Genomic DNA, 18,657 nt, shown 5'->3' on the forward strand with positions numbered 1-18,657 from the left:
GGCGCCAGATCACATATACCGACCGTAGCGGAGCCTACCGCCGAGCAGACATACGACGTCGCTGGCCGGGTCTCAACGCTAGATACCGGTGCCTACGACCTTGACTTCACCTATGACCCGTCCGGTGCAATCGACTCAATCTCGGCTGGCTCCGGTGTGGGCGCTTTCGACTACGACTTCAATGCGAATGGAAGTCTGCATGAGATCGACTTGCCGAACGGGATTACCGCAAGTTTCCGATACAACGAAATCGGCGAGGTGATCGCGCTGGAGTACCGGTCGGCATCCAACCCGACTTTTGGCTTCTCGGCAACTAAGGAGGCATCGGGTAAGACCATTGCGCAGGCATCCCCTGGATCTCATCAGGCCCTCACGCAGGATCAGACTTGGACGTCTCGTGCGGGTGGATGACGTGCGCGGGTCGGGCTGCACCACCCGAACGTACGGCTACAACTCATTCTCCAACCGGACCAGCCAACGCGCGTACGGGCCAGACGCCACCGCGCCGGAGACATGTCAGACTTCGACCGCGACAGTCAGCCGCACTAGCGCCTTCGACGCGGCGAACCGTGTGGTGGACTCGGGTTACGTCTACGACGGCCTTGCAAGAATGACGAGCATTCCTTCAGCCTGCGCTAGACGGCAGCGGTACATCGGATCTTGTTGCCACCTACGATGCAGATGATCGGGTTCACTCACTTGCGCAGCAGGTCTCTGGTTCTGGATCCACGACCGTCGACGCCAGTGCGACGTACTCGTACGATCCTGGGGGAGCCGTCGCTCAGGTGATCCGTTTGGCCGACGGCGTAGAGACCGAACGGACCAGATTCCGCTATGGCGCTCTTACCGATACACCGGCCATCACGCAACGCTCAAGCGATGGAGGTGTGACGTGGACCGAAACCAAGCACCTCATCATCCCGGGTCTGGGTTTGGTGTTGTCGACGACCGGGGCCGATCACGAGTATCAGATAACGAATATCCGTGGAGACGTAGTTGCCGCCGCGACATCGGCGGGAGTCGTCACGGCCTACTTCGAGACTGACGAGTTTGGTCGACAGGTCGGCCTAACGCCGACGGGACGTTCCTATGGATGGCTCGGAGCGCACCAGAGGGACGCCAGCAACATCGGGCAACTCGTCTCGCTCGGCGTACGAATGTACAACCCGTCGACCGGACTCTTCACGACTCCTGATCCTGTTCCGGGCGGCAATCTGACGCCATACGGGTATCCTCTAGACCCGTGTAACCAAGCAGATATCGACGGAAAGTGCGACAGCCGAATTCGTGACTGGTTTACATACCATATCTCCGAGATCAAGTGGCGCCGGTGGAAGGACGCCCCAAACGGCTCCGGACCGTACGGATTCAAGCAATGGCTCAAGGAAACCGCCATTGAGACTCTACGGATTGTCGCCGATGCGGATCGAAATTATCGGGACCCAGCAGCGATCGGGAAGTACGATTGTGAACCAATGGCGCTGTGTGAAGGTCGCAGGAAAGTGGCGTAAGCAGTATCGCACGGGTACTCTCTACTACGGTCAGTACCGCTGGAGGGTGCGCTACTACTTCGGATGGGTTCCGACGTTCTCTCACTGGGTCAATGGGTACGCGGGCAGAAATGGTGCCGATTATGACCCGCCTTTCTACGCGTGATGGAGATCTCCGTGACTAGCGAGATGCGAACCTCCGGCCAGGCATACGACTTCTGCATCGCTTGCGTTGGATAGTCCTGGCTGTAGTGGTTGCGGTTGTCGCCGTGCCGGGAGGTGATGGTTGGTGGTCTGTATTCTTAGGTCCGCTGGCGTTTAGCGGCTTTTGGATCCCCGCTGTCGCTGCACTGGCAGAGGAGCGCCGAAGCAAGTAGATCGGGTGCGCTCACGCTGGGACCACATGGGGATTCCCGGGGCAACAACATCGCCGACGGTGTCAATCACATAATCGCGCTCACTTATGACCCGGTTCGGCTATGCACTGCGTATTGCGGTGTCGTGATCGGGTTCCTTGGGAGCGTCCACGTTGGCCCCGACGTACCTAGGAGACCATCACTGAGTCCCGGCGAGATAGGAGCATGTGCCAAGTTCAACCGCGCCCACAACATCGTGACCGGCGAGGTAGCGGATGCATCCCTAAGCGGCTAGGCCACCGACATCCTCGAACCCACCGTGGACGAGGGATACAGGGGGCGGACCGACAGCATCTCCGACCGGCTACTGGTGACTAGTTGGCTCGACGATCTCACCGCCCTCGGTGCATACGACCGCGTCCCTCGTGCGCGGATTCGCCGGCCAGACGAACGGGTCGAGCATCGAGCGTCGGGTGTGCCGCACGAACGGGTGACAGTCGGTGTTGGGCCGCCTTGATGGCGGGGGCCTTCAAGATCAACTCCGTATTCGACGGGGGTGAACCGCCCGAAAGTTGCCTGCCTGCGTAGTCGGTCGTAGGCATTCTCGATCCAGGTCACGATCGCGATCGCAGGCTCCCCCGGGCACTTAGCCCCGTTAGTTGTGATGTCCAGGGAGGTTGTACCGCCCGGCACCGGTGAGCCGAACGAGTCCACGGCCGCGTTGTCGCCGGCCGCGCCGACTCGGCCCATGGAGCCGGCCATGTCGTGGCGGTTGGTTGGTGGACTAGGCTGCTTCCGTTCATGACGTTCGCGCCACAGGCGGCATTCGTCTAGTGCTGCTCCCCGTCGGTGGGTTGTTCCCGTCGCCGTCGTCATGACGTGCCACGTCCCTGAATGTCCTCCATAGTAGGGATGTACTGACTTCACGGCCCAGCCTTTGCGCTGTATGAACTCCAGCGCGGCCCGCGCCGCCCAACGCTTGGGGTAGAGGACTTTGGTGCACACGGCGCCTCCACGGACAGGGAAGCCGGTCAACGCGGCTGGCCGTTCTTCCTCATCGGAGCGGGACTGCCCCACCTGCCCGGCATCCTGGCTGAGATCCGCTCCTACGCAGAGCGGCTCTTCGACTACCGCACCATCGCCCGCCTGCCGGACCCCGAAGCGCACGCCGCTCTCGTCGGCCCCGTCACCAAGCACGATGTGTCGTTCGACCCAGACGCACTCCAGCTTGCTCCTCGACGCTTCCGGCGGCTACCCCTATTTCCTGTAGGAGCAAGGAAGGGCAGCATGGGAGGTCGCAGCCGGACCCGTCATCACCCTCGACGATGCCCGTGCCAGCGCAGTCATCGGGCTGGAACGCCTGGACGCAGGGTTCTTCCGCTCACGCTGGAACCGCGCCACTCCCTCAGAGCGTCGACTGCTCGTCGCGATGGCCGGGGACGGCTCCGGCCCGTCTGCCTCCAGCGAGATAGCACGTCGCAAGGACCTGAAGCCGAAGCCTCGCCCCCTGCCGCGCCAACCTCATCAAGAAGGGCCTCGTCTACGCACCCGACCACGGACAGGCTCGCCTACACCGTCCCTGGCGTGGACGCCTACGTCCATCGTCACCGCGAAGACCTCACCTAGCCGGGACCGCCCGATCTTCGCAGCACGGTCGGGAAACGAAGAGCCTCCGTCGTTCGGTGACAACCGTTCGCAACGTCCGCGCGTCTCCTCCTCGTGACCTCGCTGACCCGCCGTCGGGCGCTGCTCGCGACCGGCGCTCTCGCCCTGCCGGCGCCGCCACCCTGACCGGAGTCGAGCCTGGAGGTGTTGCCCGGCAAGGCCTCGCTCTACCACCACCTCGGTGCGGACGGGCCCGACGGCGTCGTACCGGACGTCGAGCCGGCACGGGTGCACTACGGCGCCTTCCGCTCCTCCGCGCGTGGCAGGCGGGTCGGCTGGGCGGTGGCCACCCCGGGCGGCACCGGCACGGGGCTGCCCGTGCTCGTCGTCCTGCACGGCCGGGGGCAGGACCACACGGCGGTGTTCCGGCGGAGCCGGCTGGCGCTGGACCGCTTCCTCACCGACGCCGTACGACGCGGCGTGCCGCCGTTCGCGATCGCCAGCGTGGACGGCGGCGAGACCTACTGGCACGACCGGGCGAGCGGGGACCGGGCGGAGACGATGGTGGTCGAGGAGTCTGCTGCCGCGGCTGGAGCGGCAGGGCCTCGACACCACCCGGCTGGCGCTCACGGGCTGGTCGATGGGCGGCTTCGGCGCGCTGCACCTGGCGGACGTGCTCGGCGCCGACCGGGTGCGGGCGGTCGCGGCGATGTCGCCCGCCCTGTGGCACTCCTACGACGACACGGCGCCCGGCGCCTACGACGACGCCGCCGACTTCCGCCGTACCACCGTGCTGGGCCGCCAGGACGGGCTGGCGGGGATCGCGGTGCGGGTCGACTGCGGCAAGGGCGACCCGTTCTACGCGACCACCCGGGACTACGTGGCGGGCTTCGAGCACCCGCCGGCGGGCGGGTTCGAGCGGGGTGACCACGACAGCGGGTACTGGCGGCGGATCGCGCCGCGGGTGCTGCGCTTCGTGGGAGAGGCGCTAGGGCGCTGAGGCGGCCGCGGGCTGCTTCGGGCCGAGGCACACCGCGACCAGGCTCGCCGGCGACCTCGCCGCTGAAGACGGCCCAGCCGCGGTCGAAGGAGACCAGACTCGGTCTCGCCCTCGGGGGTGCGCACGATGGCCTGGCTGGGGACGACCGTGCGGTCGAAGCCGGTGACCGAGCAGCGGTTGTGCTGCATCAGGTCGTCGAGCGGGCCGGCGGACAGCCCGACGCTCTCCGAGGGAGCGGCCGGGGTCGGCGTGGTGGTGGCGCCGAGGGCGCCGAAGCCGAGCAGCAGGGTGAGCCCGGCGACCGTGGTGGCGGTGCGGAACGAGTGGACCGTGACCCGGATCCATGCCGTGGGAGCAGCGAATTCAGCCATCGTGCGTCCCCCCTGTCGATCGTGTCCCGGTCGGTGCCTTCCCTGCCGATCTCAACGAGGCGGCCCGGCCCGGGTCACGATCCGGTGGTGTGATCTGCGACAGCCGCGTCGCCCTTCCGCGCCGGGGGCGGGCAGGATGGGGTCATGACCTGGTTCGACTCACCGGCCGACACGGCCGCCCGGCTGGGCTCGGCGGGCTACCTCGCCGACGCGGCGACCGCCACGACGACGTACCTCGCGGGGGCGCTGGAGAAGCCGCTGCTGCTCGAGGGCCCTGCGGGAGTCGGCAAGACCGAGACTCGCCAAGGCGGTCTCGCGGGCGACGGGCGCCGAGCCTGGTCCGGCTGCAGTGCTACGAGGGACTCGACGAGGCGCGGGCGCTGTACGAGTGGAACTACAAGAAGCAGCTGCTGCGGATCCAGGCTGCCAACGCCGCCGGCGGTGGGCAGGACTGGAACGCCACCCACGACGACATCTTCACCGAGGAGTTCCTGCTCACCCGGCCGCTGCTCACCGCGATCCGCCGCGAGCAGCCGACGGTGCTGCTCATCGACGAGGTCGACAAGACCGACATCGAGGTGGAGGGCCTGCTGCTGGAGGTGCTGAGCGACTTCCAGGTCACCATCCCCGAGCCTGGGCACGGTCGCGGCCACCCGGCGCCCGTACGTCGTGCTGACCTCCAACGCGAGCCGCGAGGCTCTCCGAGGCGGTCAAGCGGCGCTGCCTGTACCTGCACATCGGCTACCCTGACGCCGCCCGCGAGCGGCAGATCCTGCAGCAGCAGGTGCCCGGCCTCGACGACCGGATCGCCGGCCAGGCTCGTGGCGACGGTGGCCCGGATGCGGGAGCCTGGACCTGAAGAAGGCGCCCTCGATCGCGGAGTCCGTCGACTGGGCCCGCACCCTGATCGCACTGGAGATCCGCGACCTCGACGACCAGGCCGTCCTGCGCACGCTCGGCGCCGTGCTCAAGCACCAGTCCGACCACGAGCGCGCGATCAAGGAACCGAACTCGCGCGGGCTTGAGACGTCGATGAAAGCCGACCGCTCCGGCCTCCTGGACCGCCACCTCGCCTTCGTCGAGGCGCTGCGGGGTGCCGGGCTGTCCGTCTCCCTCGCCGAGGACCTGGACTCGGTGGCCGCGCTCTCCGCACTGCACTGGACCGACCGGGCCACGGTGCGCGACGCGTTCGCCGCGACGATGGTCAAGAAGCAGTCGCAACGCACGACCTTCGACGCGCTCTTCGACGTCTACTTCCCCGCGATGGTGGGCGACGGGGCGGCCGGTGCGAGCACGGACGACGAGCCGGCGGCACAGGTGCGCGACAACGCCGCCGCCCTGGTCGACTTCCGTGACCGGCTCGCCGAGCAGCCTGGAGGCCGGGGAGATCGACGAGGCGGAGCCTGCGGCGGATGGCGGCCGAGATGGTCGGCACCTTCGGCGCGATGCCGGGACGCGGGCCGGGGCTGTCGTCGTGGTCGGCGTACACCGCGCTGCAGCGGGTCGCCCCGCAGGAGCCTGGTGGACCGCCTGGTCGCCGGGCTGATGAGCGAGAGCGTCGGCGAGGAGGAGGCGGCCCGCCGCGCGAACCGCCGGATCGGATCGTTCACCCGGATGGTCGAGGACGACGCCCGCCGTCGGATCGCGGAGGAGAAGGGGCCGGACCACGTCGCGGAGGTCGCGATCCGGCCGAGCATCGACAAAGCTCGCCTTCCTCGCGGCGCGGCGCACCGACCTGGAGGAGATGCGCAAGGAGATCTTCCCGCTGGCGCGCCGGCTCGCGACCCGGCTGGCGAAGGAGCAGCACTCGCGGCACGCACGGACGGCGCCGCTGGACTTCCGTCGCACCGTGCGCGCGTCGATCGCCACCGGCGGCGTACCGATCACCACCCACCACCGGCCCAAGCGCCCGCACCGCTCCGACCTGGTCGTGCTGTGCGACGTCAGCGGCTCGGTCGCGAACTTCGCGTCCTTCACGCTGCTCTTCGTCTTCGCGCTGCGCGAGGTCTTCCAGTCCATGCGCGCCTTCACCTTCATCGACCACGTCCACGAGGTCAGCGGTCACTTCCGGCCCGGCGCCGACCCAGCCGACGTGCTGGCGGACCTGACCGCGAGCGCCAGCCACGCGGCGCTGTGGGGCCGCACCAACTACGGCCGCGCCTTCCAGAAGTTCGACGAGTTCGCACGCCGACGCGCTCACCCCCAAGACCACGCTGCTGATCCTCGGCGACGCGCGCTCCAACTACAGCGACCTCCACGAGGAGACGCTGCGCCACCTCGCCGGGTCGGTACGACGATCGTTCTGGCTCAACCCCGAGCACCAGCGCAACTGGGGCACCGGCGACTCGGCGGCGCCGACGTACGCCGACATCGTGCCGATGATCGAGTGCCGCAACATGGCCCAGGCTCAGCGACTTCGTCCACGACCTGGCCTGGTGACGCGATGCGGATCGGCGAGGCGGCGCGGGTCAGCGGCGTCAGCGTGCGCTCCCTGCGGCACTACGAGGACGAGGGGCTGATCGTGCCGGGCCGGTGCGGCAACGGCTTCCGCGACTACTGCCCCTCCACCGTCGACCGGGTCCTCGCGATCCGTTCGCTGCTGGAGTCCGGGCTGTCCGTGCGGCTGATCCGCGAGGTGCTCTCGGAGGACGGGCCGGACCCTGCCTTCCTGGAGGAGGTACGACGCTTCCGGGACCGGCTGGACGGGCGGATCGCGACGCTGAGCGACCAGCGCGACGCGCTCGACGCCTACCTCCGCGACGCCGGCGCCTGACCCTGCCGCCTCACCCTGCCGCTTGACCCTGCCGCAAGTGGCAGGCTCCTAGCGTCGCTCGCATGAGCATGCGCGCCCTCGTCCAGCACTCCTCCGACGGCCCGGCGGACCTCGCCCTCGTCATGGAGTACCCGGAACCGGCCGCGGGTCCTGGTGAGTACCTGGTCCGGGTCGGCGCTGCCGGGGTGAACTTCGCGGACGTGCTCCAGACCCGCGGCCGGTACGGCGGCGGCCCGACCCCGCCCTACGTGGCCGGCTTCGAGGCCGCGGGCGAGATCGTCGCGGTGGGCCCGGGGGTCACGGACCCGCTGCCGCTCGGCACGCACGTGCTCGGCACCGGCCCGGGCGCCTTCGCCGAGCACGTGGCGATGCCGGCGGCGGCCGCACTCCCGGTGCCGGCCGGGTGGAGCGACGCCCAAGCGCTCGGGCTGGTGCTCAACACCGCCACCGCGCTGGCCGCGCTACGCACGCTCGGTCGGGTGAGAGCCGGGGAGACGGTGCTCGTGCACGCCGCGGCCGGGGGCGTCGGGCAGGCGGCGGTCCGGCTCGCGCGGCACTACGGCGCCCGCGTGGTCGCGACCGCCTCACCCGGCAAGCACGAGGTCGTCGCGGCGCTCGGGGCCGACGTGGTGCTCGACGCCCGGCGCCCGGACCTCGCGGAGGAGGTCCGGCGTCGTACGGGTGGGGTGGACGTGGTGCTGGAGTCCGTCGGCCGGACGACCCTGGCGGGCAGCCTGGCCCTGGCCCGGCCGTTCACCGGCCGCGTCGTCGTCTTCGGCGCCGCCTCCGGCGACGCGACGGTGAGCACCCACGACCTCGTGCACACCCACCCGGTCCAGGTGCTCGGCCTGCACGTGGGCGCGCTGGCCGGCGTACCGGAGCCGTGGCGGCCGTTGCTGGCCGGTTCTCCAGGCACTCGTCGCCGACGGCGTGGTCCCGCCGGGCACGCCCGAGGTGCACCCGCTGGCCGACGGGCCGCGGGTGCTGACGCGGCTCGCCGCGGGGGAGACCCGCGGCAAGCACGCGCTCGACCCGTGGGCCTAGCGGGTGTACTCCAGGGCCGGGTCGTCGACCGGCTTGCCGAAGACCTTGAGGTCCTTGAAGTAGTTCATCTTCAGCCGCCACGGCTCGACGTCGCCCTGCTTGGGGAACTGGTCGATCGCGCGCATGACGTAGCCCGCCTCGAAGTCCAGGAAGGGCTCCTCCGCCACGTTCGGGTCCCGCTGGGGCACGACGGACCGGGCGCCGGTCTTCGCCATGTGCTCCATGACCCGCACGATGTAGCCGCAGACCAGGTCGGCCTTGAGCGTCCAGGAGGCGTTGGTGTAGCCGACGATGAACGCGAAGTTCGGGATGCCGCTGAGCATCATGCCCTTGTAGGCCATGGTGTCGGGCGAGCTTGACCTCGGCGCCGTCCACGGCGAGCCGGGCGCCGCCGAAGACCTGCAGGTTGAGGCCGGTCGCGGTGATGACGATGTCCGCCTCCAGGCTCGCGGCCGGACTCCAGCAGGATGCCCTTCTCGGTGAAGCGGGAGATCCGGTCGGTGACCATGTCGACGGTGTGCTTGCGCAGCGCCTTGAACAGGTCGCCGCGCGGGACGACGCACAGCCGCTGGTCCCAGGGGTCGTACGGCGGGGTGAAGTGCTCGTCGTAGGACACGTCCTTGGGCAGGCGCCGCTCGGACATCGCCCGGATCAGCCTTGCGGGCCTCCTTGGGCCGGGCCCGGCAGAACTCGTAGAAGCCGATGGTGAGCGCGAGGTAGCGGCCGCGGACCAGCCTTGCTGGCGAGCCTTGTCGGGCAGCGTCTGCAGCATCCGGTAGGAGATCGGGTCGGTCAGCGGCTGCGGGACGATGAACGTCGGCGTGCGCTGCAGCATCGTGACGTGCCCGGCGCCGGAGTCGGCGAGCGAGGGGATCAGCGTCACGGCGGTGGCGCCGGAGCCGATGACCACGATCCGCTTGCCCTGGTAGTCGAGGTCCTCGGGCCAGTGCTGCGGGTGGACCAGGCTGGCCCTGGAAGTCGTCGAGACCGGCGAAGTCGGGGGTGAAGCCCTCGTCGTAGCGGTAGTAGCCGGAGGTGGACCACAGGAAGGCTCGCCGTCGACCCGGCGGTCTCGCCGGTGTCGGTGCGCTCGACGGTGACCGTCCACCGGGCGTCCTCGGTGGAGAAGTCCGCCTTGACCACCTTGTGGTGGTAGCGGATGTTCTGGTCGATGCCGTTCTCCCGGGCCGCCTCCTGGAGGTAGGCGCGGATGTCGGCGCCGTCGGCGATGGCCTTCTTGCCCTTCCACGGCTTCCAGCCGAAGCCGAGGGTGTACATGTCGGAGTCCGAGCGGATGCCGGGGTAGCGGAACAGGTCCCAGGTGCCGCCGAGGGCGTCGCGCATCTCCAGGATCGCGTAGGAGCGGTCGGGGAAGGCCTTCCCGACGTGGTACGCCGCGTCGATGCCCGAGAGTCCGGCACCGACGATGAGGACGTCGAGGTGCTCGGGGGTGGGGTCGCTCATGGTGCTTCCTTCGGGTTGAGGAGTCTGCTCGACGGGGACGTCGGGCACCTCGATGTTGCGGGTCGCTGCCAGGGCCTCGACCTGGAGCCAGGTGACCTCGGCGAGCAGGTCGGTGAAGACGGGGGCGGCGGGCCGCAGCGCGTCGCGTGACATCCAGGCTGCGGACGCCGGCGGTGACGCCGCCGACGAGCAGGAACACCCACGGAGTCAGCGAGTCGCGGTCGTCCTCGCTGATCTCGATGTCGAGGACGGCGATGAACCCGCCGATGACGAGACTCGATCTGCTCGGCGATCTGGGAGATGGCCTCGTCGAGGGGCTTGGCGTTGGCGCCGGGGACGTCCCGCTCGGCGTACCTCATCAGGGCGGTGTTCTCCACCGACCAGCCGACGTACGCCGCGACGATGCGCTGCACGATCTCGCGCGGCGTGCCCTCCAGCGTCACCGCGGAGAGCAGCACCTCACCGGCGCGCAGGCAGATCTCGCGCTGGATGGCGAGGTCGAGGTCGGTGCGGTCGTCGAAGTAGCGGTAGAGCACGGTGCGGTGCACCGACGCCTCGTCCGCGATCTGCTGGACCGCGAGTCTCCTCGCCCGGCTCGAGGTCGCGGGTGAGCACGACGAGGGCGGCGTCGATGATCGCCTGACGGCGCGCGGCGTTGTGCTCCTGCCAGCGGCGCTTGCGGCCGTCGGTGGTGTCCCGCTTCGGCGAGTCTCACGGCGACACCTCCTCGGGTGGTCACGACGTGAGCGACACGGTACGCCGAAGCAGCCCTCGGCGGCGCGTGACAGGCGGTGCTGCGAGGGAGCGCTGCAGGGCCGGGTCGGTGACCTTGGCCCGGGGGCGGCCGATGGCGGCCCCCTGCTCGCGCTCGGCGGCGTCGAGGCGCTGCCAGCCACCGAGGTCGGTGGCGTCGGGGCAGCGCTCGCGCACCAGCGTCGCCGCCGAGGCCAGCGTGCCGGTGGGCTCGGGCAGCCCGGCGTCGAGGTCGTCGAGGATCGTCTCGACCGTCTCCTGCGCATCGGTCTTGTTGGTGCCGATGAAGCCGACCGGGCCGCGCTTGATCCAACCCACGACGTAGACGCCGGGCTCGACCCGGCCGGCGTGGTTCGGGACGGTCGCGCTGCGCTCGTCGAAGGGCAGGTCCGCCACGGGGAGGCCGCGGTGGCCGACCGAGCGGACGACCAGGCCGGCGTCGAGCACGGAGGTCTCCTCGGTCGTGACCGCGCGGACCGTGCCGTCGGCGTCGGTGACGAGGTCGTTGCGGGCGACCCGGACGCCGCTCACCCGGCCGTCGGTGCCGAGCACCTCGACGGGGGAGACGGCGAAGGAGAGCAGGATCCGGCGCCGCTGCGGGTCGCCGGAGGGCGTGCGCGCGGCGAGGTCGCGCAGCAGCCTGGCTGCGCTGGTCCTCGCCGGTCAGCAGCGCCGGGTCGCACTCCACGAGCACGTCGACGTCGTCGAGCGCCGCGAGGCCGATCAGGCTCGGGGACGGTGAACGCCGCCTGCGCCGGACCCCGGCGCCCGAGCACGACGACCTCGCGCACGCTGCTCCCGCGCAGGCTTGCTCCAGCGGGCCGGGCGCCAGGTCGGTGCGCTCCAGCACGGTGAGGTCGCGGGTCAGGATCCGGGCCACGTCGAGGGCGACGTTGCCGTTGCCGACCACGACGGCCCGCTCGTGGGTCAGCGGCACGTCGAGCGCCTGCTGCTCGGGGTGGCCGTTGTACCAGCCCACCAGCGCCGTCGCCGGCACCGAGCCGGCGAGACTCCTCGCCGGGGATGCCGAGCGCGCGGTCGGCGGAGGCGCCGACGGCGTACACGACCGCGTGGTAGCGCTCGCGCAGGTCGGCCAGCGTGATCGACGTGCCGACCTCGGTGCCGAGGAAGTAGCGGAAGCGCGGCTGCCGCTCGATGGCCTCGAACAGCCGGGTCACCAGCCTTGGTGGAGGCATGGTCGGGGGCGACCCCGTGCCGCACCAGCCCGTACGGCGTGCGCAGCCGGTCGTAGACGTCGACACCCTCGACCTCGGGGTGCTTGAGCAGGCTCGTCGGCCGTGTAGAGGCCGGCCGGTCCGGCGCCGATCACCGCGACCCGGAACGGGCCGGTGCGGGTGAGCCGGCGCTGCTGCGGCACCAGCGCGAGCGGCGTGCGGTCCGCGTGCGGGAAGGCGTCGTAGTAGGCAGCGTTGAGGTCGACGAAGGGCAGCTTGCTTGGTCGTCAGCGCGGCGTCCGGCACCATCGCGCCCACCGGGCAGGCGGTCGCGCAGGCGCCGCAGCCGACGCAGGTGGTGGCGTCGACGTACACCATCTCGGTGGTGCCGAAGCCCGGCTCACCCGGTGCCGGGTGGATGCAGTTGACCGGGCAGGCGACGACGCACGAGGCGTCGGCACAGCACGACTGGGTGACGACGTAGGCCATGGAGGATCCGGGGGCGGCGCGGGTCAGGCCGCGGCGGACTTGGGCTCGCTGCGGAACCGCGAGGAGGTCCCGTTGATGCCCAGCGCGCCCCAGATGCGGCGGGAGACCACGTTCATCAGGCCCAGGCTCGTCGGCCAGCATGCGCACGTCGCCGAAGGTGTCGCGCAGCAGACTTCTCCGACTGCGGGCCCTTCCAGTAGACCTCGCGCATGACCGAGCGCGGGATGCCGAGCTCCTTCTGCATCTGGCGGCTCGGCTTCATGATCACGTCGCACAGCACCCGCATGATCACCGGGTAGGCCAGCGACAGGCCGAAGCGCTGCAGGCGGCCGTAGTCCTTGGAGCGCTCCACCAGGTAGGAGTGCGCGAAGGCTGATGTGGCGCGCCTCCTCGGCGACGTGGATCTGCATGACGCGCTCGACGATCGGGTGCAGGCTCGTGACCCGAGCGGAGCAGCATCTTCTGCAGGTAGTCGATCGGCTCCTCACCGGCGAGGATGCCGATGAAGAACACGTTGGTGAGCGGGCCACCGGCCAGGCACAGCCACGGCGCGACCTTCACGAACCACTTCGGGCCGCCCTGGACGTCGACGCCGATGCGGTTGACGGCCTCCTGGAACATCTGGGTGTGGTGGCACTCCTCGGTCACCTCGTGCGTGGAGTAGCGGAACTCCGCACGGTTGTTGTCCATGCCGATGAGGTGGGCCATCACGCCGCCGATGAGGACCTGCTCGAACTGCAGGCCGACCTTCATGATGTTGGCGTAGCGGTAGCGGCCGATCTCGAGCCTGACGCTCCAGCGGGAGCGACTGGTACCACTCGGTCGCGCCGAGCGGGTCGAGCCTTCGGCAGCACCCAACGGGGGTCGTTCGGGTCGACGGCGAACTCCGGGGAGTCCCAGGCGATGTCGAGGAAGGCGTCGAAGTGCTGGTGCACGGAGGCCTCGGACAGGACCTTGAGGGTGTCCTGGAAGGCTCAGGCCCTCGGTCTCCGGGAGGGTCTCGGCGGTGCGGTCAGCGGTGGCAGTCATGTCTTCCTCGATCCGTTTCGTCGTCGAAAGCGGGAGCGTGCGCCGTGTTAGCGCAACACAATGTTGCATACATTGCCCCCGGTTTTGTCAAGGAACTGATCAAGGATTTGAGTACAAGGGCCCGGTCGCACCGCTCCGTCCGTGACGAGGATCGCTTCCATGACCGCTCCGACCGGCCTGCTGCCGAGCGCCGCCGCCCTCGCCGACGCCACTCCCGTTACCCGCAACAGGGTCGTCGACCTGCTCCGTGCCGCCGCGATCCTCGTGGTCGTGCTCGGGCACTGGCTGATGGCCGCCGTGTACGTCGACCGCGACGGTGACCTGCACCGGGCCGACCTGCTCGACCTCGCCGCCTGGACCCACCCGCTGACCTGGGTGCTGCAGGTGATGCCGGTCTTCTTCCTCGTCGGGGGCTACGCCAACGGGCTGTCCTGGCGCTCGGCCCGCCGCCGCGGCGCGACGTACGCCGGCTGGCTGCGCGCCCGCCTGCGCCGCCTGGTGCTGCCGGTGCTCCCGCTGATGGCGTTCTGGGCCGTGCTCGCGCCCACCGCGCACGCGCTGGGCGCCGACCCGGACCTGCTCCGGATCGCCAGCCGCGCGTCCCTGGTGCCGACCTGGTTCCTCGCGGCGTACGTCGTGGTGGTGGCCCTCGCGCCGCTGACGCTGCTCGCCTGGGAGCGCCTCGGCTGGGGCTCGGTCGTGGCCGGCCTGGCGCTCGGCGGCCTGGTCGACCTGGTGAGCGTGCGCGGCGACCTGCTGGCTGTCGGCTTCCTCAACTACGTGGTCGTGTGGAGCACCGTGCACCTGCTCGGCTACGCCTGGCTGGACGGGCGGCTCTCCTCGACCGCACGCCGCCTCGCGCTCGGGGCCGTCGGGCTCGCCGGCCTCTGGCTGCTGACCGTGCACGGGCCCTACGCCGTCTCGATGGTGGGCCTCGGCACCGACGAGATCGACAACGCCTACCCGACCCGGGTCACCCAGGGCTTCCTCGGGCTGCTGCAGGCGGGCGCGGTGCTCACCCTGGAGCCGCTGCTGCGCCGCGTCGTCGCGCACCGCCGGGTCTGGCTCGCGACCGTGCTCGTCAACGGCCGGATCATGAGCATCTACCTGTGGCACCTGACCATGCTCGGCGTGCTCGTCGCCGGCTCGATGGCGCTCGGGGGCTGGGCCTGCACGGCGTACCGGACACCGGGGGCTGGTGGGCCACCCGGCCGCTGTACGTCGCGGTCCTGGCCCTGCTGACCGCCGGAGCGGTGGCGCTCGTCGGCCGCTTCGAGTCACCGGCGCCCGACCCGCGGCCCGCGCCGCCGGTCCTGCGGCCGGTGCTCGCGACGTTCGGCGTGTGCGCCGGGCTGGGTGCGCTCGCCGCGCTCGGGATCGCCCGGGACGGCGTGATCCTCTGGTACCTCCCGCTCGTCCCCATCGCCGCCTGCGTGCTCGGCGGGATCGTCCGGATCCCTCAGGCCGAGCGCAGGTAGCCCTGCTCGCGCCACCGGGCCAGCACCGCCCGGAGGTCGGGATGCTCGGCGCGGTCCGCAGCCCTGCCGCCCGCCACCAGGGGCGGCACGCCGGGGTCCGCGCCCGCGTCGTAGACGACGGTGAGGCGGTTGGCGGTCGCGGCGTTGATGAGCGAGCCGAGCAGGGCGACCGGGTCGCTGCGGTCCTCCAGGGAGAGCACCCGGACGTCGGCCGGCAGCGCCGGGAGCGCCGCTGCCGGCGCGCTGGCGGTGACGACCTGGTCGACCACGAAGCCGGGCAGGTCGGTCCGGGTCGCGATCTCGAGCGCGGCGGCACCGCCGCTGCCCCGGCCCACGAGCATCACCCGGGTCTCGCCGTCGTGCTCGGCGGCCGCCGCGCCCAGGGCCCGGACCACCGCCGCGGCCCGGCCGGAGGCGTCGCCCGAGACCAGGCGGAGCCGTCCGGTCGCGGGTGCGGCGGGCGGCGTACCGGTCAGGAAGGCGAGCAGCCGGCCGGGACCGACCCGCAGGATCCGCACCGGGTCGCCGTCGGCGCCGCCCGCCAGCAGGGTCATCAGGTCGGCGAGGCCCGAGGGCGCGCTGCCGTCCTCCTCGCCGGGCTCGGGCTGCACCTCCGGGACGGGGCCGGGGAGGTCCACCGCGACGTCGCGCAGGGCCGAGCCCCAGTCGTCGCCGAGCGGCGCGATCCCGGTCGCGCGCAGCCCGCCCGTGCGAGCCCGCCGCGCCTGGTCGCCGGAGAGCACGCCCGCAGTCAGCAGACTCGCGCATCTGCAGGCTGTCGAGGAGACCGCCACCGGTCGTGACGTGCTCCATCAGCTCGGGGTTGGCCTCGGCCAGGCTCGTTGAGGTACGCCGCAACGCCGTCCCGGTCCAGGGCGTCGGTCTCGATCAGCCCGGCCGCGACGATGGCGCCGCCGAGGCTGACCTGCGGCGCGAGGTAGCCGATCGCCTTGCCCGCGATCGAGCCCAGGGTCTGGTACGCCGCCGCCTGCAGGCTCGTCGATCCAGCGGTAGGTCAGGACGGTGGCGCGCAGCACGAGCGCGTCGGCGTCGAGACTCGATCGAGCGTCCGAGCAGGCCGTCCTTGCCGGTGGTCGCGGCGCGCAGGCTCCTCCTCGGCCGTCATCCAGGTGCCCGGCGAGAGCGTCGTGGACGCGACCACCTCCGGGTCGGTGAGCACCTGCTGGCCCAGGCTGCGCCCAGTCGCGCATCTGAGCGCCGGCGTCGTCGAAGAGGTCGGCCGGGCGCATCATCTGGTCGTACTTGTCGGCCAGGTCGGCGGACTCCACCGCGGTCAACGGCCGCTCGCTCTGCTGCTCGCTGCGCTGGTCGGTCATCGTGCTCCCTCCAGGACCGGGGCCACCACGGCGGCCAGGTCGGCCGGCTCGACGGCCCGGATCTCCAGCCGGGGCACGCCGTCCTGCTGGTGCGGGCGCAAGGCCCGCCAGCCGTCGGCGAGCAGCGTCCAGGAGACGACGCCGACGGTGTCGACCGTGCTGCCCGACACGTCGGCGACGAGCGCGCGCAGCCGGCCCTGGGCCTCGTGGGCGAGCGCCGTCAGCAGGCGGGCCACCGCGTCGTCGGGCAGCACGCCGTCGGGCCCCAGCACCGATCCGCTGTGCCGGGACGCGAGCACCGGGAGCAGGTCGCCCCGCCCGACCCGGGTCGCCTCGGCGGCGGCGTCGGCGAGCTCGAACGGCAGGTCGGCGTACGACGGGACGGTGGAGGTGCCGAGCGGGACGTCCTCCGAGATCGCCGCGACCCGCGCCAGGCTCGCCGGCCCAGGCGTCGGTGGCGAACCAGCCGAGCTCGAAGACGATCCCGTCGACGGTGGCCAGCGACGCGACGGCGGAGTCGTCCCGGCGCTGCCAGACCTTCGCCTGGACGCCGGCCATCCGCAGGTCCACGTCGAGCGCGGTCCGGGGCGCCGCGAGCAGACCGATCGCGCCGGCCAGGCCGGGGTCCAGCACGCCGTCGGTGAGCAGGCCGCGGCGCTGCAGCGCGTCGGCGCCGTCGTGCAGAGCGCCCACCGCCGTCCGGTAGGCGCGGTCGTCGCTCGCCGCCGGGCTCTGGCCCAGCCGCGACTGCATCGTGTCGACCGCGGCCGGCGGCGTCACCTCGAACGGCAGCGGCGCGCCGCCCGCGAGGCTCGCGGCGTGCTGCAGGCTCGGTGAGGGTCAGCCCGATCCGGCGCGGGGCCGCGTCGAGAGGGCGCCGCGGCGCGCGGGCCCTGACGTCGGTCAGGTCGATGGTCGGCACGTCAGCGCTCCAGTCCCGGTACGTCGACAGCGAGCCAGTCGCGGTGCCCGGGCGGCGGCGGGGTGAACGCGGCGAGCACCTCGTCGAGCGGGTCGGGCGAGATCTGCGGGCCGTCGCTGCGCTCGTTGCGGGCCGCGATGGCCGCGACCCGGGCCTGTGCGTCGGCGACCAGCGCACGCACCCGGGACTCGGTGACCGCGATCTCCTCGGCGGTCGCGTCGACCGCCTCCACGTGGTCGGCGAGCGCGTCCGCTGCGGAGACGTGGCGATCGGCGGCGGCGCGCAGGTGCCGGGCCCGCTCGGTGACCCGCTCGCGCATCGCCTCCGCGGCCCGTCCGGTCCAGCCCAGGCCGTCGACCCGGGCGACCAGGCTCGTCGGCCAGGGCGCGCACGTCGGCACCCTGGTCCCGCACCGCGGACACGCGTCGCCGGATCACCTCGCTGTCGCCGTACATGAGTCGCGCCCTTCCCTCGTTCGTCCTCGGTCAAACCTCGTCGGCGTCGCGGACCCGGCGCACGGCCTGGACCACCGGGAGCACGCTCGTGAGCACCAGCCCGGCGCCCGCGAACCACAGCGCCCCCGGTGCGTCGGGGTCCTCGAGGTCCGTGAGCGCGCCGATCACCGCGAGGACCAGCGCCGCGGCGGCGAGGCCGCGCAGCACGACCCACCACCACGGCCGCTTGCGCCAGCGGTGGGCCCGCGGGTGTGGCGTGCGTGCCCGGGCCAGGAGACCGGCCACGGCCGCGTGGTCGGTCCACCGCTCGGGCAGCGGGTACGTGCCCGGCTCGGGAGCGCCGCGGCGGCGGCGCACCCGCCGCGCGCGGAGCCTGGATCAGGGTGAGGTGCCCGGTGTAGGCGGCGCCGAGCGCACCCATCGCCGTCACCACGAGTCCGGCCCACGCCGGGCCCTCCCCGCGACTCACGGGGACGAGGACGATCGCCCAGGAGGCGGCGAAGATCGCGACGAAGAACGCAGTGAGGATCGTCAGCCCCCACCAGGCTCGTCACCTCCCGGGTCGAGGAGGCCGGGCCGAGGCCGATCTCGTCGGGCTGGTAGCTGTGCAGCAGGCCGGACCTGGTCGTGCGAAGGACCCGCTTCTCGCCCCGAGCCACGACCGCCCGGTGCTCGGCGTAGATCGCGTCGTTGCGTGCCTCGAGCCTCCCGACGATCGACCACCGGGTCACCCTAGGACACCCGGGCCGAGCCTCAGAGCGCGCCGTCGAGACGGTCCAGCGCCGCGGTGACGTCGGCGGTCGAGGCCGCGAAGCCTGATCCGCAGGAAGCGGCCGCCGTCCACGGTGTCGAAGTCGACGCCGGTCGCCACGGCGACCCCGGTGCGGGCGAGCAGGTCCTTGGCGTAGGCCATCGA

General features: G+C 71.4%; 24 protein-coding genes and 2 pseudogenes. 11 read left to right on the forward strand and 15 right to left on the reverse strand.

The genetic code is table 11. The features are described from left to right. The first annotated feature begins 156 nt into the window (after positions 1 to 156). From G5V59_RS26025 to G5V59_RS26035, 3 genes are all read left to right on the forward strand, one after another. Positions 157 to 411, forward strand: coding sequence for a hypothetical protein (locus G5V59_RS26025; protein ID WP_278258437.1), 255 nt, complete (start codon positions 157 to 159; stop codon positions 409 to 411). A gap of 476 nt (positions 412 to 887) precedes the next feature. Beyond that, complete coding sequence (locus tag G5V59_RS26030) at positions 888 to 1,511, forward strand: RHS repeat-associated core domain-containing protein (RefSeq protein WP_278258438.1); 624 nt, start codon at positions 888 to 890, stop codon at positions 1,509 to 1,511. 2,147 nt (positions 1,512 to 3,658) lie between these two features. Beyond that, positions 3,659 to 4,378, forward strand: coding sequence for a hypothetical protein (locus tag G5V59_RS26035; RefSeq protein ID WP_278258439.1), 720 nt, complete (start codon positions 3,659 to 3,661; stop codon positions 4,376 to 4,378). Here the strand turns inward: G5V59_RS26035 and G5V59_RS26040 are convergent. Further along, positions 4,328 to 4,822 (reverse strand): hypothetical protein, encoded by a 495-nt coding sequence (locus G5V59_RS26040; protein WP_278258440.1) that lies wholly within the window; start codon positions 4,820 to 4,822, stop codon positions 4,328 to 4,330. The two genes, G5V59_RS26035 and G5V59_RS26040, sit on opposite strands and share 51 nt — an antisense overlap. 89 nt (positions 4,823 to 4,911) lie before the next feature. Here G5V59_RS26040 and G5V59_RS26045 point away from each other — a divergent pair, with 89 nt between their 5' ends. The 6 genes and pseudogenes from G5V59_RS26045 to G5V59_RS26070 all read left to right on the forward strand — a co-directional run bounded on the left by G5V59_RS26045 (position 4,912) and on the right by G5V59_RS26070 (position 8,998). Beyond that, positions 4,912 to 5,847: a hypothetical protein gene (locus G5V59_RS26045; RefSeq protein ID WP_278258441.1), complete on the forward strand. Its 936-nt coding sequence runs from the start codon at positions 4,912 to 4,914 to the stop codon at positions 5,845 to 5,847. 326 nt (positions 5,848 to 6,173) lie between these two features. Next, entirely contained in the window at positions 6,174 to 6,368 is a 195-nt protein-coding gene (locus G5V59_RS26050) for a hypothetical protein (RefSeq protein ID WP_278258442.1), read from the forward strand. A gap of 198 nt (positions 6,369 to 6,566) precedes the next feature. After that, a pseudogene (locus tag G5V59_RS26055) lies at positions 6,567 to 6,941 on the forward strand (VWA domain-containing protein); the annotation flags it as partial. Positions 6,942 to 7,041: 100 nt separating this feature from the next. Next, positions 7,042 to 7,341 carry a hypothetical protein gene (locus G5V59_RS26060; RefSeq protein ID WP_278260061.1) on the forward strand — a complete coding sequence of 100 codons (300 nt, stop codon included), beginning with the start codon at positions 7,042 to 7,044 and terminating at the stop codon, positions 7,339 to 7,341. After that, entirely contained in the window at positions 7,266 to 7,595 is a 330-nt protein-coding gene (locus G5V59_RS26065; protein ID WP_278260062.1) for a MerR family transcriptional regulator, read from the forward strand. Before G5V59_RS26060 ends, G5V59_RS26065 begins: the two co-directional genes overlap by 76 nt. Before the next feature lie 62 nt (positions 7,596 to 7,657). Beyond that, positions 7,658 to 8,998 (forward strand): zinc-binding dehydrogenase, encoded by a 1,341-nt coding sequence (locus G5V59_RS26070; RefSeq protein WP_278258443.1) that lies wholly within the window; start codon positions 7,658 to 7,660, stop codon positions 8,996 to 8,998. On the opposite strand, the gene G5V59_RS26075 is transcribed toward G5V59_RS26070, so the two are convergent. The 8 genes and pseudogenes from G5V59_RS26075 to G5V59_RS26110 form a co-directional block, all read right to left on the reverse strand. Then, complete coding sequence (locus G5V59_RS26075; RefSeq protein WP_278258444.1) at positions 8,962 to 9,549, reverse strand: hypothetical protein; 588 nt, start codon at positions 9,547 to 9,549, stop codon at positions 8,962 to 8,964. The genes G5V59_RS26070 and G5V59_RS26075 overlap by 37 nt on opposite strands. Then, positions 9,519 to 10,103: an NAD(P)/FAD-dependent oxidoreductase gene (locus G5V59_RS26080; RefSeq protein WP_278258445.1), complete on the reverse strand. Its 585-nt coding sequence runs from the start codon at positions 10,101 to 10,103 to the stop codon at positions 9,519 to 9,521. The genes G5V59_RS26075 and G5V59_RS26080 overlap by 31 nt, the downstream gene beginning before the upstream one ends. Next, on the reverse strand, positions 10,100 to 10,651 hold the full coding sequence (locus G5V59_RS26085) for a hypothetical protein (protein ID WP_278258446.1): 552 nt from the start codon (positions 10,649 to 10,651) through the stop codon (positions 10,100 to 10,102). The genes G5V59_RS26080 and G5V59_RS26085 overlap by 4 nt, the downstream gene beginning before the upstream one ends. A 187-nt stretch (positions 10,652 to 10,838) precedes the next feature. Further along, on the reverse strand, positions 10,839 to 11,408 hold the full coding sequence (locus G5V59_RS26090) for a hypothetical protein (RefSeq protein WP_278258447.1): 570 nt from the start codon (positions 11,406 to 11,408) through the stop codon (positions 10,839 to 10,841). Further along, entirely contained in the window at positions 11,384 to 12,661 is a 1,278-nt protein-coding gene (locus G5V59_RS26095; RefSeq protein WP_278260063.1) for a 4Fe-4S binding protein, read from the reverse strand. Before G5V59_RS26095 ends, G5V59_RS26090 begins: the two co-directional genes overlap by 25 nt. Then, positions 12,636 to 12,872: a hypothetical protein gene (locus G5V59_RS26100; RefSeq protein ID WP_278258448.1), complete on the reverse strand. Its 237-nt coding sequence runs from the start codon at positions 12,870 to 12,872 to the stop codon at positions 12,636 to 12,638. Before G5V59_RS26100 ends, G5V59_RS26095 begins: the two co-directional genes overlap by 26 nt. Positions 12,873 to 13,018: 146 nt before the next feature. Next, positions 13,019 to 13,273 (reverse strand): annotated as a pseudogene (locus tag G5V59_RS26105) (diiron oxygenase); the annotation flags it as partial. Further along, positions 13,270 to 13,455 (reverse strand): hypothetical protein, encoded by a 186-nt coding sequence (locus tag G5V59_RS26110; protein WP_278258449.1) that lies wholly within the window; start codon positions 13,453 to 13,455, stop codon positions 13,270 to 13,272. The pseudogene G5V59_RS26105 and the gene G5V59_RS26110, both read right to left, overlap by 4 nt. A 253-nt stretch (positions 13,456 to 13,708) precedes the next feature. On the opposite strand from G5V59_RS26110, the gene G5V59_RS26115 reads away from it, so the two are divergent. Then, positions 13,709 to 14,791 (forward strand): acyltransferase family protein, encoded by a 1,083-nt coding sequence (locus G5V59_RS26115; RefSeq protein WP_278258450.1) that lies wholly within the window; start codon positions 13,709 to 13,711, stop codon positions 14,789 to 14,791. 11 nt (positions 14,792 to 14,802) lie between these two features. Continuing rightward, a complete protein-coding gene (locus G5V59_RS26120; RefSeq protein WP_278258451.1) occupies positions 14,803 to 15,027 on the forward strand; it encodes a hypothetical protein in 225 nt (74 codons plus the stop codon). On the opposite strand, the gene G5V59_RS26125 is transcribed toward G5V59_RS26120, so the two are convergent. The 6 genes from G5V59_RS26125 to G5V59_RS26150 all read right to left on the reverse strand — a co-directional run bounded on the left by G5V59_RS26125 (position 15,009) and on the right by G5V59_RS26150 (position 18,654). Beyond that, positions 15,009 to 15,821 carry a hypothetical protein gene (locus G5V59_RS26125; RefSeq protein ID WP_278258452.1) on the reverse strand — a complete coding sequence of 271 codons (813 nt, stop codon included), beginning with the start codon at positions 15,819 to 15,821 and terminating at the stop codon, positions 15,009 to 15,011. The two genes, G5V59_RS26120 and G5V59_RS26125, sit on opposite strands and share 19 nt — an antisense overlap. An 18-nt stretch (positions 15,822 to 15,839) precedes the next feature. Further along, a complete protein-coding gene (locus G5V59_RS26130) occupies positions 15,840 to 17,144 on the reverse strand; it encodes a hypothetical protein (protein WP_278258453.1) in 1,305 nt (434 codons plus the stop codon). A gap of 143 nt (positions 17,145 to 17,287) precedes the next feature. After that, positions 17,288 to 17,686, reverse strand: a complete 399-nt coding sequence (locus G5V59_RS26135) for a hypothetical protein (protein ID WP_278258454.1) — start codon at positions 17,684 to 17,686, stop codon at positions 17,288 to 17,290. Between the two features lie 85 nt (positions 17,687 to 17,771). Then, positions 17,772 to 18,098: a hypothetical protein gene (locus G5V59_RS26140; RefSeq protein WP_278258455.1), complete on the reverse strand. Its 327-nt coding sequence runs from the start codon at positions 18,096 to 18,098 to the stop codon at positions 17,772 to 17,774. Between the two features lie 174 nt (positions 18,099 to 18,272). Further along, positions 18,273 to 18,464 (reverse strand): hypothetical protein, encoded by a 192-nt coding sequence (locus G5V59_RS26145; protein ID WP_278258456.1) that lies wholly within the window; start codon positions 18,462 to 18,464, stop codon positions 18,273 to 18,275. 4 nt (positions 18,465 to 18,468) lie between these two features. Continuing rightward, a complete protein-coding gene (locus tag G5V59_RS26150; protein ID WP_278258457.1) occupies positions 18,469 to 18,654 on the reverse strand; it encodes a hypothetical protein in 186 nt (61 codons plus the stop codon). Positions 18,655 to 18,657 lie beyond the last annotated feature (3 nt).

The organism is Nocardioides convexus, assembly GCF_011090295.1.